This window comes from Neptuniibacter sp. PT8_73 (genome assembly GCF_047778045.1).
GTDB lineage: Bacteria > Pseudomonadota > Gammaproteobacteria > Pseudomonadales > Balneatricaceae > Neptuniibacter.
Window position 1 is genome coordinate 721,872 of record NZ_CP180545.1, and the last position, 15,916, is coordinate 737,787.

The following is a 15,916-nucleotide window of genomic DNA, read 5'->3' on the forward strand; positions in this document are numbered from 1 at the left end:
TACTACACAGGCTGGCAAAGAATGTTGCGAATTGCTGAGGAAGCACTCACTTTTGACGATGTGTTGCTGGTTCCGGGCTACTCTGAAGTACTGCCAAAGGACGTTTCACTGAAAACTCAACTGACTAAAGGTATTCAACTGAATATTCCTTTGGTCTCTGCTGCTATGGATACCGTGACTGAATCCGGTCTGGCTATAGCTATGGCGCAGGAAGGCGGTATCGGGATCATCCATAAGAACCTGACAATTGAGCAGCAAGCTGCTGAAGTTCGTCGCGTTAAAAAATATGAAGCAGGTGTTGTAAGTGACCCTGTAACTTGCAGCTCTACTATGACTGTAGGTGAACTACGTCAGCTGTCTGCTGAAGTTGGTTTCTCCGGCTTCCCTGTAGTTGATGGCGACGATCTGGTTGGTATTGTGACTGACCGTGATTTCCGTTTTGAACGTAAGCTAGATGCGACTGTTGCTTCTATTATGACGCCAAAAGAGCGTTTGGTAACAGTAAAAGAGGGTGTAGACCCTGATGAAGTTCGCAATCTGCTTCGTAAGCACCGTATTGAAAAAATCCTAGTTGTTGATGATGCCTTCAAACTACAAGGCATGATGACAGTTAAGGATATGAATAAGGCTCAGTCTCATCCTAATGCTGCTAAAGATGCTAAAGGTCGTTTGATCGTTGGTGCTGCAGTAGGTACTGGCCCTGAAACACCTGATCGTGTAACCGCACTTGTAGAAGCTGGCGTTGACGTAGTTATTGTTGATACTGCACACGGCCACTCTAAAGGTGTTATTGATCGCGTTGCTTGGGTTAAACAGACTTACCCACAGGTCCAAGTGATTGGCGGTAACATTGCTACTGCTGAAGCAGCAATTGCGCTAGCTGATGCAGGTGCTGATGGCGTTAAAGTTGGTATCGGCCCTGGTTCTATCTGTACTACACGTATCGTTGCAGGTGTTGGTGTGCCTCAGATCAGTGCTGTAGCTAATGTTGCTACTGCTATGGCTGAGCGTGGTGTTCCAGTTATCGCTGATGGTGGTGTGCGTTTCTCTGGTGACCTAGCTAAGGCAATTGTTGCGGGTGCATCTGCGATCATGGTTGGTTCTATGCTAGCGGGTACTGATGAAGCGCCAGGTGAAGTTGAACTATTCCAAGGTCGAGCATTCAAGTCTTACCGCGGCATGGGTTCTCTAGGTGCTATGGGTCAATCTTCAGGTTCTTCTGACCGTTACTTCCAAGATGCTTCTAAAGGCGTTGAGAAGTTGGTGCCAGAAGGTATTGAGGGTCGTGTACCTTGTAAAGGTCCAATGGGCGGCGTAGTTCACCAGTTAGTAGGTGGCTTGCGTGCAGCGATGGGCTACACCGGTAGTGGTGATATTCAAACTATGCGTACAGTTCCACAGTTTGTACGTATCACTAACGCGGGTATGAGCGAAAGTCATGTTCACGATGTGAGCATCACTAAAGAAGCGCCAAACTACCGCGTAAGCTAAGTAAATAAACTCTGAAAAGAGGGGTGGATAGAATCCGCCCCCTTTTTTTTTTGCGGCGACGCTAATGTCGCAAAGTGAAGAGATTGAAGGTTATGACCAAAGATATTCACGCTCAACGAATTCTGATTTTAGATTTTGGTTCTCAGTACACGCAGTTGATTGCACGTCGTGTACGTGAAATCGGTGTTTACTGTGAAATTCACGCTTGGGATATGTCTGAAGACGATATCCGTGAGTTTGCACCTAAAGGTATCATCCTTGCTGGTGGTCCAGAGTCTGTTACTGAAGGTGATTCACCTCGTGCACCTGAGGTTGTATTTAACCTAGATGTGCCTGTGTTGGGTATCTGCTACGGCATGCAGACAATGGCTGCTCAGATGGGCGGTGAAGTTTCTACATCCGATAAGCGTGAATTTGGTTATGCTCAGGTTCGTTTAGAAAGCAGCCCAAGCCGTCTACTCGAAGGTATTGAGGATCACGTTGCAAACAACGGTGCTCTATCTCTAGATGTATGGATGAGCCATGGCGATAAAGTTACTACGCTTCCTGAAGGCTTTGCAGTAATTGCATCGACTGAATCTGCTCCGATTGCTGCAATGTGCAATCCTGAGAAACAGTTCTTTGGTGTTCAGTTCCACCCTGAAGTGACTCACACTAAACAGGGCGGTCGTATCCTTGAGCGTTTTGTTGTTGAGATTTGTGGTACGGAAGCGCTATGGAACTCTGCAAACATCATCGCTGACCAGATCGAAAAAGTACGCGAGCAGGTGGGTGACCAGAAGGTGCTTCTAGGTCTATCTGGTGGTGTTGATTCTTCTGTTGTAGCGGCATTGCTTCATAAGGCAATCGGCAATCAGCTAACTTGTGTGTTTGTTGATAACGGTCTTCTACGTAAGCAGGAAGGCGATCAAGTAATGGACATGTTCGCTAAGAACATGGGCGTGAAAGTAATTCGTTCTGATGCTGAAGATCTATTCCTAGGTCGTTTGGAAGGTGAAAACGACCCTGAGAAGAAGCGTAAGATTATCGGTAATACTTTCATCGAAGTATTCGATGACGAAGCGACTAAGCTAACTGACGTTAACTTTCTAGCGCAGGGTACGATCTACCCAGACGTAATTGAGTCTGCTGCTGCGAAGACAGGTAAGGCACATGTGATTAAGTCACACCACAATGTGGGTGGTCTACCTGAAGATATGCAGTTTGAGCTAGTCGAGCCGCTACGTGAGTTGTTTAAGGACGAAGTGCGTAAGCTTGGTCTTGAGCTGGGTCTTCCATACGATATGGTTTACCGTCACCCGTTCCCAGGCCCTGGTTTGGGTGTGCGTATTCTGGGTGAAGTTAAAAAAGAATATGCTGATATCTTGCGTGAAGCGGATGCAATCTTCATTGAAGAGCTGCATAAAGCTGATTGGTATCACAAGACAAGTCAGGCATTTGCGGTATTCCTACCGGTTAAATCTGTAGGTGTTGTAGGTGATGGTCGTCGTTATGAATACGTTATTGCTATTCGTGCGGTAGAGACTATCGACTTTATGACGGCGCGTTGGGCTCACCTTCCATATGAGCTGCTAGAAACTGTATCTAGCCGTATCATTAATGAGATCCCTAAAGTATCTCGTGTGACTTACGATGTGAGCTCTAAGCCGCCTGCAACAATTGAGTGGGAATAAGTATTCTTTAAGCTGAATTGTTATGATAAAAAGCCTGCTCTTGTGCAGGCTTTTTAGTGTTTGGAGAAAGGTGAATGGATCAGCGAGAGATAGATGAGCGCTGGATGGAAGAGGCTTTACTGCTGGCGGATCGAGCTGAAGAAATTAACGAAGTGCCGGTCGGTGCTATCGTGGTTCTAGATGGTGAGGTTATTGGTAGGGGCTGGAATCAGCCGATTAGTGGTCACGACCCAACTGCACACGCTGAAATACTTGCGTTGAGGGATGCGGCGGCTAATGTCGGTAACTACAGGCTGGTCGGTGCTGATCTCTATGTAACGATCGAGCCTTGCACTATGTGCACCGGAGCTATTGTTCATTCTCGTATTCGACGTGTTATTTTTGGGGCGGTTGAAGCTAAAGCTGGGGCTGTTCAGAGTAATGGACAGTTGCTTGATCAAGCTTGGATGAATTATCGCGTTGAGGTTGAGGCTGGTGTATTAGCCGAGCGTTGCAGCGAGAAAATTAGTGCGTTCTTCAAGCGTCGTCGTGCTGAAATCAAGGCCGAAAAATTAGCTAAAAAGCAAAAACTACTAAAGGGCGGGTAGAAGGTCCTCGACTACTTGTCCTTTATCCCAGCTTTCATGGTCTGGGTTTAGATCCGCTTCTTCGTCTTGTCGCTTAGTTTGGAGAACCTGCATCTCCCAGCTAAGTAGCTTCATGTATTTTCGAATATTACTGACATAGTGCACAGGTTCGTACCCGCGTGCATAACCGTAACGGACAGTGCTGTAATGTTTTTCTTGAGTTAGTAGGGGGAGGTGTTTTTTTACATCATCCCACTTATCGGGGTTTAGCCCGGCTCTTGAGGTCAATACACGCGCATCTTCTAAGTGACCGTAACCTACGTTGTAACCAGCGAGTGCAAACCACAAGTGGTCAGGATCAGGAATGCGATCTGGAATTTTCTTCTTTACGATTACAAGGTAATGAGCGCCGCCGATAATGCTTTGCATGGGGTCTGTCCGGTCGGTGACATTAACCTCTTTAGCTGCAGCATTGGTTAGCATCATGATTCCTTTAACCCCTGTAGGGGAAACTGCTTTTGGGTCCCAGTGAGATTCTTGGTAGGCGATGGATGCTAATAATTGCCAGTCTATCCCGGTTTCCTGCTCGGCCATAAGGAAATACTGTTCGATCTTCGGAAAGCGCGTTTGCATGTCTTTCTTGAAGGTCGTGGTGTCGTAGAAATTAAGTGGATTGCTGCGATTGAAGTATTTTTCTTTCAGTGATTTGATCAGGGTTTGAGTGCTTTCAAGTGCAAGAAAGCGATTAATTGAATCGCGCAAAGTTTGGTCGTGATGAGGGGAGAGCATCCAGGCTAGAGGTTGCGGCTCGTCGAGATCAAAGCCTTTTTTAAGACCTGGAAAAAAAGTTTTTTGGCTATCGAAAGTAACAGCATCAACGACTGTGTAGTCGATCTCTTTGTTTTGTACTTGTTCCATCAGCTCTGTAGATGAATAGGTACTGGTTTCGTCCCAAGTTAGTTCTGGATATTGAGCTTTTAGGCTTTGTAAAAGTTCTGCATGGCTGCTGTTGGCAAGTACAACTAATTTCTTTCCAGGTTTAAGTAGATCGGAAATATCTTTGGGTGCCTTCTTACCTTTGGTTTGACGGTATATCAGTGTCGTCGTGGTTTTAAGATAGGGTTGGGTAAACTCAAATTTTTCTTGACGTTCATCGGTGATCGTAAGCATGGAGCCTGCGATATGACCATCACGTGCGCTCATCGTCGTGAAAATAGAGCTGAAATCATCAGGAAGAACCAATTCAAGTTCTACGCCTAGATGGTCGGCATAAGCTTTAGCTAAATCGTATTCAAAGCCTGCAGGTTTACCTTTTTCAATAAAATAAGTGTTCGGTGAGTTTCGAGTTACGAGTTTTATTGCGCCAGATTCTATGATCGCGCCTAGCTGAGTTTTGCTATTCCAGCTCAATAAGCCTGGAATACAGAACAAAAGAAAAATCACCAGAGCATATGCTGCATCTTTTTTGCGTCTAATATCAAACATTGTACTGCTTTTCTGGTATCCAACTGGCTGTTTCGGTAAAATTCACTACTTATATTTCTCCTGTAACTACTGCTTTTTATTGGCAGCTATCAAGAGGCTCTATTAGAGATGCTGGCACTGCGCGGAGCACCTGCTCTTTCTGCTTTTCGTCATGAAAAGTTACTTACCGTTATTCAGTCTTCAGTTCCTGCTGTAACAGGTCTATATGCTGAATTTATGCATTTTTCCGATTTGTCACAAGCTTTATCGGACGATGAGCAAAAAGTATTGGAACGTATTTTACGCTACGGACCAAAAGCTGAAGCTCAGGAGCCAGCGGGTCAGCTGTTCTTAGTTGTTCCTCGCCCGGGCACTATATCGCCTTGGTCGTCGAAGGCAACTGATATCGCTCACAACTGTGGCTTGTCAGCAATCAAGCGTCTGGAGCGTGGTATCGCATACTACGTTCAAGCATCTAAAGATCTGACTGATGCTGAAGTAAAAGCAGTACAAGCTGCATTGTTCGATCGCATGGTTGAAGCTGTATTGCCAAGTATAGATGACGCCTCTTCGCTTTTCTTAGAAGAAGAGCCGAAGCCACTGACGACTGTAGATATTTTGGGTGGCGGTCGTGAAGCGTTGGTTGCAGCGAATACCGACCTTGGCCTAGCGTTGGCTGAAGATGAGATTGATTACCTAGTTGAAAGCTTTATCGAGCTAGACCGTAATCCGACAGATGTTGAATTGATGATGTTTGCTCAGGCGAACTCTGAGCACTGCCGTCACAAGATCTTTAACGCTTCATGGGATATCGATGGCGAAGCGCAGGAGAAATCGCTGTTTGCCATGATTCGTAACACCAATGAAATGGGCGGTGAGAACGTACTGTCGGCGTATAAAGATAACGCTGCGGTAATGGTTGGTTCTAAAGCGGGTCGATTCTTCCCAAAACCGGATAGCAAAGAGTACAGCTACAATCAGGAAGATATTCAGATCCTGATGAAAGTTGAAACTCACAACCACCCAACTGCAATTGCACCACACTCGGGTGCTGCAACAGGTTCAGGTGGTGAAATTCGTGATGAAGGTGCGACCGGTAAAGGTTCTAAGCCAAAAGCTGGTCTTACAGGTTTTACTGTGTCTGATCTAAATATTCCTGGCTTTGAGCAGCCATGGGAATCTAAATACGGTAAGCCAGAGCGTATTGTGACACCTCTGGATATCATGATCGAAGGCCCTATTGGTGGTGCTGCATTTAACAACGAATTTGGTCGTCCCGCGCTAACAGGTTACTTCCGTACTTTCGAACAGAAAGTAAACGGCGCTGCGGGGGAAGAGGTTCGTGGTTACCACAAGCCAATCATGATTGCGGGTGGTTTAGGTAACATTCGTGATGAGCACGTTGAAAAGGGCGAAATCCCAGTAGGTGCTAAGCTGATCTGCCTTGGTGGCCCTGCAATGCAGATTGGTCTAGGCGGCGGTGCTGCATCTTCTATGACATCGGGTTCTTCTACTGCTGATCTTGATTTTGCCTCTGTACAGCGTGATAACCCTGAGCTAGAGCGTCGTTGCCAAGAAGTTATCGACCAGTGCTGGCAGTTGGGTGATGAAAACCCGATCGCATTTATTCATGACGTTGGAGCAGGTGGTCTTTCCAATGCTTTCCCTGAGTTGGTAGGCGATGGTAATCGTGGTGCTAACTTTGAACTACGTAATGTAAATAACGATGAGCCAGGCATGTCGCCATTGGCTATCTGGTGTAACGAAGCGCAAGAGCGTTATGTGATGGCGGTTGATCCTGCAGATATGCCGCGTTTCGAGGCGATCTGTGAGCGTGAGCGTTGTCCATACGCTGTTGTAGGCGAAGCGATAGAAGAGATGCACCTAACATTAGGTGATACTCACTTCGAGAATAAGCCGGTTGATCTACCAATGAGCGTGTTGTTTGGCAAGCCGCCAAAAATGCACCGTTCTGTGGAGCGTAAAGCATACGAAGTGCCGTCTTTCGATACGAGCTCTATCGATCTTAAAGATGCGGCTGAGCGCGTAATGAAACTGCCGGCGGTAGCTTCTAAGTCTTTCTTGATCACTATCGGTGACCGTTCGATTACTGGTCAAGTAGCGCGTGATCAAATGGTTGGCCCATGGCAGGTTCCTGTGGCTAACTGTGCAGTAACGACTGCTGCATACGATACATATACTGGTGAAGCGATGGCAATGGGTGAGCGTACACCGCTTGCTTTGGTTGACTCTCCTGCATCTGGTCGTATGGCGATTGGTGAGACTGTTACTAACATTGCGTCTGCTCGTATTGGTGACATTAAAGACATTAAACTGTCTGCAAACTGGATGTGTGCTGCTGGCCACCCAGGTGAAGATGAAAAATTGTATGACACTGTAAAAGCTGTAGGTATGGAGTTGTGTCCGCAGCTGGGTATCACTATTCCTGTAGGCAAAGACTCCATGTCTATGCGTACCGTGTGGGAAGATGAAGGCGAACAAAAATCTGTAACTGCGCCGATGTCTTTGATTATTACAGGCTTTGCCCCTGTAACAGATGCACGTAAAACATTGACGCCTCAGCTACGTACTGATCAAGGCGAAACCGATCTGATTCTTTTGGATCTAGGTAATGGTAAAAACCGTATTGGTCTTTCTGCACTAGCTCAGGTTTATAACGAAGTCGGTCAAGATGTTCCTGATGTTGATCAGCCAGAGCAACTTGTAGCGTTCTTTGCAGCGATTCAAGAACTAAACGAGCAAGGTCAAATCCTTGCATACCATGACCGTGCTGACGGTGGTTTATTTGCAACGATTGCTGAGATGGCATTTGCTGGGAAAACCGGTGTTGATCTAAATCTAGATATGCTCGCTGGTGAAGAAAGTGAGTTGGCTGCAGCATTGTTTGCTGAAGAGCTAGGTGCCGTGCTTCAGGTTAAGCGTGATAGCTTAGAAACGGTTCTTACTGAACTAAATGCTGCAGGTCTTGGTGATATTGCTCAGGTTGTAGGTTCTACTAACTTGGATGATGAGATTCGCTTCCACTTCGATGAGGAAGAGATCTATTCTGAGTCACGCGTACAGTTACAGCGCTGGTGGGCTGAAACCTCTTACCAGATTCAGTCTTTGCGTGATAACTCTGAATGTGCAGAGCAAGAGTTTGATCGTATTCTTGATAAACAAGATCCTGGTCTGAATGCTGAGCTTACGTTTGATCAGAATGAAGATGTTGCTGCGCCATTTATTCAGACGGGTACACGTCCTCAGATGGCTATCGTTCGTGAGCAGGGTGTAAACGGTCAGATTGAAATGGGTGCGGCGTTTGACCGTGCTGGTTTTGCAGCTGTTGATGTCCACATGAGTGATATCCTTTCTGGTCGCGTTGAGCTTGATCAGTTTAAAGGTCTGGTTGCTTGTGGTGGCTTCTCGTATGGTGACGTGTTGGGTGCGGGTGAAGGTTGGGCTAAGTCGATCCTATTTAACGCACGTGCACGTGATCAATTTCAGCAGTTCTTTAATCGTGAAGACACGTTTGCATTAGGTATCTGTAACGGTTGTCAGATGCTGTCTAACTTGCATGAATTGATTCCTGGTTCTGACTTATGGCCGCACTTCGTACGTAACGTTTCAGAACAGTTTGAAGCGCGTGTTGCTATGGTAGAAGTTCAAGATTCTAAATCTGTGTTCTTGCAGGGTATGGCGGGTTCTCGTATGCCAATCGCTGTGGCGCATGGCGAAGGCCGCGCAGAATTCAAAGATGAAACACACCTAGCGGGACTTAAGTCATCTGATACGGTAGCTCTACGTTATGTGGATAACTATGGTCAGCCAACAGAGATTTATCCTGCTAACCCGAATGGTTCGCCAGAAGGTATTACAGGTGTTACAACTACTGACGGTCGTGTGACTATTATGATGCCGCACCCTGAGCGTGTTTTCCGTACAGTCACTAACAGTTGGGCGCCAGATGAATGGTCTGAGGACGGTGCGTGGATGCGCATGTTCCGCAACGCACGAGTGTGGGTAGGTTAATTTCCTACATTTGATAAAAAGGCAGCTACGGCTGCCTTTTTTATTGCTTGTGACTATTATCGTTCTAGGCTGCGAAGGATTAGGTGTGAGGTAAAAGCTCGGAGGGGAGTGGGGTGTCGTATATAAAAAAGCCATCACTGGAGAGTGATGGCTTAATAAAAAAGCAGTAAGCGTATTTTGTTACGCGACTAGATATGCTCTCTTATTTATTCTTCGCGCGCTTACGTTCGTTCTCTTTAAGAAGCTTCTTGCGTAGGCGGATGAAGTTAGGTGTAACTTCTACCAATTCGTCATCTTCGATGAAATCTAGCGCTTGCTCCAATGTGAATTTCACAGGAGGTGTTAGCTGGATGTTTTCATCAGAACCAGAAGCACGTACGTTAGTCAGCTGCTTACCTTTAGTTGGGTTTACAGCTAGATCGTTATTACGGCTGTGGATGCCTAGTAGCATGCCTTCGTAAACTTCAACGTTTGGTTCGATGCATAGACGACCGCGGTCTTGTAGGTTCCACAGTGCGTAACCAAGAGCTTTACCAGTAACCATGGATACAAGAACACCATTGATACGGCTAACAACTTCACCTTCTTTAACTGGACCATAGTGGTCGAAGATAGAAGTCATGATACCTGTACCTGAAGTCATTGTCAGGAACAGAGAGCGGAAGCCGATAAGGCCGCGAGATGGAATCATGAACGTTAGACGTACACGGCCTTTGCCGTCTACTTCCATGTTTGTCATGTCGCCTTTGCGCTTGCCTAGTTCCTCAATAACAGAACCTTGGTGCTCGTCTTCAACGTCGATCATAACCATTTCGTATGGTTCGTGGATTTCACCATCGACTTCTTTCTGAATTACTTCAGGACGAGATACGCCTAGTTCGAAGCCTTCGCGACGCATTGTTTCAATCAATACGGACAGGTGAAGTTCACCACGGCCAGAAACTTTGAATTTCTCTGGTGTTTCACCATCTTCTACGCGTAGGGCAACGTTGTGGATAAGTTCACGATCTAGACGCTCTTTGATGTTACGGCTAGTTACAAACTTACCATCCTGACCTGCGAACGGAGAATCGTTAACCTGGAACGTCATAGATACTGTTGGCTCATCTACGCTTAGCGCTGGTAGAGCTTCAACTTTATCAGGGTCACAGATAGTGTCAGAGATGTTCAGAGCGTCAATACCAGTAACACAGATAATGTCACCAGCAGTTGCGCTTTCTACTTCTACACGTTCTAGGCCGTGATAGCCCATGATCTTCAGGATACGGCCGCTACGAACAGCGCCTTCGCGATCAATAACTTTAACTTGCGTATTTGTGTTGATGGTACCGCGAGTAACACGGCCAACACCGATAACGCCAAGGTAGCTGTTATAGTCCAGTGCAGATACTTGCATCTGTAGTGGGCCATCAACGTCTACTTTTGGTGGATCTACATGCTCAACGATAGCTTCGAAAAGCGGTGTCATATCTTCAGACATGTCGTCTGGCTCAAGACCCGCAATACCGTTTAGTGCAGATGCGTAAACAATTGGGAAGTCTAGTTGCTCATCAGTAGCGCCTAGGCTATCGAATAGATCAAATACTTGATCGATAACCCAATCTGGGCGTGCGCCAGGGCGGTCAATCTTGTTGATTACAACGATTGGACGCAGGCCTTGGTCAAATGCTTTCTGAGTAACGAAACGTGTTTGTGGCATTGGGCCATCAACAGCGTCAACTAGTAGGCATACACAGTCAACCATAGACAGTACGCGCTCTACTTCACCACCGAAGTCGGCGTGTCCAGGAGTGTCCACAATGTTGATGCGGTAGTCGTTCCATTTAATGGCTGTGTTTTTTGCCAAAATGGTAATGCCGCGCTCTTTCTCCTGGTCGTTGGAGTCCATGATGCGCTCAGTGCCTTCATCACGACGGCCTAGTGTGCCAGATTGTGCAAGCAGCTTATCAACCAAGGTTGTTTTACCATGGTCAACGTGCGCGATGATAGCGATGTTTCTTAGCTTTTCGATCACGTGTGTATACCTGTGAGATATTTTTGCGAATGCGGAATTATACGTGTTTATAGATAAATTACTGCATATTTCTTAATCAAATCTGCAGAGTTTTTGTTTTTCTTAATTCTAACCAGATAAGTAGATTGATCTGAGTAGGAATTAAGTTAAAAACAGGCTCATTATAGGTGGGCGTTTTTAATAAGGTTGGAGTATATTATAGGCCCATAACGGTGCGTAAAAATTGATTTAATAAGATTTGCACTATTATGGTGCATTAAAGTTGCTTATGCTCAATTTTGGTGCGGTGCTTTTGGTGCATTTATGCTGCAAGTGCCTCTAATTGTGGAGGAAAGCTGGTTTTTCTGTTCTGGCACACTTGTTGCTTTGTCCTAAGCCGATAATTAATTCTGATTTCTTTAGGCTGACAATGTTCAGCCTGGTAATTACTAAGTGGAGAAAGTCTCATGTCAGAGAAGACTCTGAATCTGATCAAAGAAAGCAATGCTAAGTGGATTGACCTACGTTTCACCGACTCTCACGGTAAAGAGCAGCACGTAACTATCCCAGTTTCCGACATGGGCGATGACTTCTTTGAAGAAGGTAAAATGTTCGATGGTTCATCCATCTCAGGTTGGAAAGGTATTAACGATTCCGACATGATCCTGATGCCGGACGACAGCGCTTCTCTGCTGGATCCATTCTCTGAAGCTACTACTGTAATCGTTCGTTGTAACATCGTTGAGCCAGCTACTGGTCAAGGTTACGAGCGTGACCCACGTTCTGTAGCTAAGCGTGCAGAAGAGTACCTTAAGTCTACAGGTATTGCTGACACAGCTATGTTTGGTCCTGAGCCAGAATTCTTCGTATTTGACGAAGTGAAATGGCATGCAGACATCTCTGGTTGTGGTTACACAATCGCTTCTGAAGAAGCATCTTGGGCGTCTAGCCACAAGATCGAAGGTGGTAACACTGGTCACCGTCCACGTGTTAAAGGCGGTTACTTCCCAGTACCACCAATTGATTCTCTTCACGACCTACGTGGCGCTATGTGTGACGCGATGGAAGCGATGGATCTTGAAATTGAAGTACACCACCACGAAGTAGCAACTGCTGGTCAGTGTGAAATCGGTGTTGGTGCGAACACTTTGACTGCTAAAGCGGACGAAGTTCAGGTTCTTAAGTACTGTGTACACAACGTTGCACACGCTTACGGCAAAACAGCTACATTCATGCCTAAGCCACTAGTTGGTGACAACGGTTCTGGTATGCACGTTCACATGTCTCTATCTAAAGACGGTGTTAACCTGTTTGCTGGTGATGCATACGCGGGTATGTCTGAAACTGCTCTTTACTACATTGGCGGTATCATCAAGCACGCTAAAGCGCTTAACGCTTTGACTAACTCTTCTACTAACGCTTACAAGCGTCTAGTACCAGGTTTCGAAGCTCCAGTTATGCTTGCTTACTCTGCACGTAACCGTTCTGCTTCAATCCGTATCCCATACGTGACTAGCCCTAAAGCACGTCGTGTAGAAGCGCGTTTCCCAGATCCATCTGCGAACCCATACCTATGTTTCTCTGCACTAATGATGGCTGGTCTTGACGGTATCAAGAACAAGATCCACCCTGGCGATGCTGCAGACAAAGACCTTTACGATCTACCAGCTGAAGAAGCTGCTGAGATCCCACAGGTTGCTTCATCTCTAGAAGAAGCTCTAAACGCTCTTGAAGAAGATCGTGATTTCTTGACTCAAGGTGGCGTATTCACTGACGACATGCTTGATGCATTCATCGCGCTTAAGCGTGAAGAAGTTGAGAAAGTGAACATGACTACTCACCCAGTTGAATTTGACCTGTACTACTCTGTATAAGTCTTAATTCTTCTGAAAAAAAGCCTCCCTTGTGGAGGCTTTTTTGTTTTTAAATCTTACCCTTATGCACTTATTTAGTGACGATTAAAATCTTAATAATATTTAATGCACTAAAATGGTGCGCTATCATTTTTAAGCAGCTACACTCAATATTAGAATAGTCAGTAATGGTGCTGCCTGAGAGCAATTTAGGGCAGTGGTGAAACTTGGTTTGCTTTTTGCACAAGTAAACTTAAGTAAAAGAGTGTAGGTCGATGCCAGTAATAGATTTTCATAAACAGATAATAGAAAACCTTTCTACAGCGGTGGTTTTGCTGGATGGCAACCTTGATGTGGAATATGCCAATCCTGCGGCTGAGATGCTGTTAGAGGCGAGTTTGCGCCGTTTGTCTCAAGTGTCTGTAGCGGAGTGGTTCTCACCAGAGGAACATGGCATTGAAGATCTACGCGCTTGTATTGAAACGGGTCATCCTTACACTCGCCGTGAAGCTAAATTGGTTACTCAAAGTGGCAGTGTATTAACGGTGGATTATTCGATTAATCCCTTGTTCTGGTTGAGTGGTCGACAGCTGCTGATTGAAATAGAGGCTAGAGACCGTTTGATGAGAATCGAGCGTGAAGAAGACCTCCTAACTCAACACGATACTGCCAGATCCCTAGTCCGTGGCATGGCGCATGAAATTAAGAATCCTCTTGGTGGAATTCGCGGTGCCGCGCAATTGCTAGAACGAGAGCTGCCAGATCCTGCGCTACATGATTATACCCGCGTAATCATTGAGGAGGCTGATCGTTTAAGGAACTTGGTGGATCGTCTGTTGGGGCCGCGTAAGTTACCTAAGCTTGAAGACGTTAATATCCACGCCATACTCGAACGGGTTTGCCAGCTAATTGAGGCTGAAACCAAGGGTTCTGTATCCCTATTGAGAGATTACGATCCTAGTATTCCTGAGTTTACCGGTGATGCAGAGCAACTTATTCAAGCGATACTAAATATCCTGCGTAACAGTATGCAAGCGATGCAGGGTGCGGGAACTATTGAGCCAACCATTCAGATTAAAACGCGCGCTTTCCGTCAAATTACATTAGGCGCTGAAAAACACCGTTTGGTGTGTAGCGTCGAAATCGTTGATAACGGCCCAGGTATCCCAGAAGAGATACTTAGTAAAATTTTCTACCCTATGGTAAGTGGGCGTGCAGAAGGAACCGGCCTTGGCTTGTCGATTGCGCAATCGATCATTAATCAGCATCAAGGATTGATTGAGTGTGAAACTCAGCCAGGGGAAACCAAATTTCAACTATTCATACCTTTGGAGATAAGTCATGAACCTGTCAGGTAAAATCTGGATTGTCGATGATGATCGTTCAATTCGTTGGGTGCTTGAAAAAGCGATGGCAGTAGAAGGGCTTCAAACCGAAGTTTTTGATAGTGCAGATGCTTTATTGGCTCAGCTAGAGCGTGAAGTGCCTGATGCCATAATTAGTGATATTCGCATGCCAGGAACAGATGGTTTGCAGTTGCTGGAGAAAATTCAGGAAACTCACCCACAAGTTCCGATCATTATTATGACGGCGCACTCCGATTTAGATTCTGCAGTTGCGTCTTATCAGGGTGGTGCATTTGAGTATTTACCAAAACCGTTTGATGTAGATGATGCTGTTGCGCTAACTAAGCGCGCCTTGGCACATGCGATTGAGCAACGAGAGCAGGTGGCTGAGCAAGCTGCTGAAGAAGGCACAGAGATTATTGGTGAAGCGCCTGCTATGCAGGAAGTTTTCCGTGCTATTGGTCGTCTATCTCAATCCAATATTACCGTTCTCATTAATGGTGAATCCGGTACGGGTAAAGAGCTTGTCGCACACGCGCTGCATAAGCACAGCCCTCGTAGAGATAGATCTTTCATTCCTCTAAATATGGCAGCTATTCCCCATGATCTGATTGAGTCGGAATTGTTTGGTCATGAAAAAGGCGCCTTTACCGGTGCGGCAGCGGCTCGACGTGGTCGATTTGAGCAAGCGGATGGTGGTACGCTTTTTCTAGATGAAATAGGTGATATGCCTGCTGATGCTCAAACACGTTTGTTAAGGGTGTTGGCTGATAGTGAATTCTATCGTGTTGGCGGTCATACGGCAGTAAAGGTCGATGTTCGGATAATAGCGGCTACCCATCAGGATTTAGAAAAGTTGGTAGCTGAAGGTCGTTTCCGTGAAGATTTATTCCATCGCCTTAACGTTATCCGTGTTCATCTACCTAAGTTAGCTGAGAGGCGTGAAGATATTCCGCGTTTAGCGCGTCATTTCCTAAATATGGCTGCTGAAGAATTAGATGTGGAGCCAAAAGTACTTGCTGCTGACACTGAGAGTTACATATGTAATTTGACTTGGCAGGGTAACGTTAGGCAGTTAGAAAATACTTGTCGCTGGTTAACGGTCATGGCGACTGGTCGAGAAGTGCTCATTGATGATTTGCCGCCAGAACTTATGCAGAGTAGTGAATCAGAGGCAGCTGTGGCGGGTGACTGGGAGTTGTCCTTACGTAATTGGGCTGATCAGCAGTTGGGGCTTGGTCATCGTAATCTATTAGACACCGCAGTGCCTGCTTTTGAAAAAATTATGATTGAGACTGCACTCAAACATACCGCAGGACGTCGACGCGATGCTGCAGAGCTTCTAGGTTGGGGGCGTAATACTCTTACGCGGAAAATCAAAGAATTGGGTATGGATGAAGATAAAGGTGATGATCAGGAAGTTGCCTAAGTTATTCTTATACAGTAATAACCTCGTTTTTTGATTTCATATATAATCCCTGCAGCTTTTAACCTGCGG

9 protein-coding genes are annotated in these 15,916 nt (G+C 45.9%); 7 read left to right on the top strand and 2 right to left on the bottom strand.

What is annotated here, in order from left to right:
- The first annotated feature begins 21 nt into the window (after nucleotides 1-21).
- The 3 genes from guaB to tadA all read left to right on the top strand — a co-directional run bounded on the left by guaB (nucleotide 22) and on the right by tadA (nucleotide 3,751).
- On the top strand, nucleotides 22-1,491 hold the full coding sequence (gene guaB, locus ACMXYN_RS03165) for an IMP dehydrogenase (RefSeq protein ID WP_415893460.1): 1,470 nt from the start codon (nucleotides 22-24) through the stop codon (nucleotides 1,489-1,491).
- Between the two features lie 92 nt (nucleotides 1,492-1,583).
- Nucleotides 1,584-3,164 carry a glutamine-hydrolyzing GMP synthase gene (gene guaA / locus ACMXYN_RS03170; RefSeq protein ID WP_415893461.1) on the top strand — a complete coding sequence of 527 codons (1,581 nt, stop codon included), beginning with the start codon at nucleotides 1,584-1,586 and terminating at the stop codon, nucleotides 3,162-3,164.
- A gap of 74 nt (nucleotides 3,165-3,238) precedes the next feature.
- A complete protein-coding gene (tadA, locus tag ACMXYN_RS03175; RefSeq protein ID WP_415893462.1) occupies nucleotides 3,239-3,751 on the top strand; it encodes a tRNA adenosine(34) deaminase TadA in 513 nt (170 codons plus the stop codon).
- Here tadA and mltF read toward each other — a convergent pair.
- Complete coding sequence (gene mltF, locus ACMXYN_RS03180) at nucleotides 3,737-5,215, bottom strand: membrane-bound lytic murein transglycosylase MltF (RefSeq protein WP_415893463.1); 1,479 nt, start codon at nucleotides 5,213-5,215, stop codon at nucleotides 3,737-3,739. The genes tadA and mltF overlap by 15 nt on opposite strands.
- A 108-nt stretch (nucleotides 5,216-5,323) precedes the next feature.
- Between mltF and purL the strand changes: the two genes are divergently transcribed.
- Nucleotides 5,324-9,226 (top strand): phosphoribosylformylglycinamidine synthase, encoded by a 3,903-nt coding sequence (gene purL, locus ACMXYN_RS03185; RefSeq protein WP_415893464.1) that lies wholly within the window; start codon nucleotides 5,324-5,326, stop codon nucleotides 9,224-9,226.
- Between the two features lie 202 nt (nucleotides 9,227-9,428).
- Here the strand turns inward: purL and typA are convergent, their stop codons facing one another.
- Nucleotides 9,429-11,240, bottom strand: coding sequence for a translational GTPase TypA (gene typA, locus ACMXYN_RS03190; RefSeq protein WP_415893465.1), 1,812 nt, complete (start codon nucleotides 11,238-11,240; stop codon nucleotides 9,429-9,431).
- Nucleotides 11,241-11,686: 446 nt separating this feature from the next.
- Between typA and glnA the strand changes: the two genes are divergently transcribed.
- The 3 genes from glnA to glnG all read left to right on the top strand — a co-directional run bounded on the left by glnA (nucleotide 11,687) and on the right by glnG (nucleotide 15,847).
- Complete coding sequence (gene glnA / locus ACMXYN_RS03195) at nucleotides 11,687-13,093, top strand: glutamate--ammonia ligase (RefSeq protein ID WP_415893466.1); 1,407 nt, start codon at nucleotides 11,687-11,689, stop codon at nucleotides 13,091-13,093.
- Nucleotides 13,094-13,347: 254 nt separating this feature from the next.
- On the top strand, nucleotides 13,348-14,430 hold the full coding sequence (gene glnL / locus ACMXYN_RS03200; protein WP_415893467.1) for a nitrogen regulation protein NR(II): 1,083 nt from the start codon (nucleotides 13,348-13,350) through the stop codon (nucleotides 14,428-14,430).
- The gene (glnG, locus tag ACMXYN_RS03205; RefSeq protein WP_415893468.1) at nucleotides 14,414-15,847 is read left to right on the top strand and encodes a nitrogen regulation protein NR(I); all 1,434 of its coding nucleotides are present in this window, start codon (nucleotides 14,414-14,416) and stop codon (nucleotides 15,845-15,847) included. The genes glnL and glnG overlap by 17 nt, the downstream gene beginning before the upstream one ends.
- Nucleotides 15,848-15,916 lie beyond the last annotated feature (69 nt).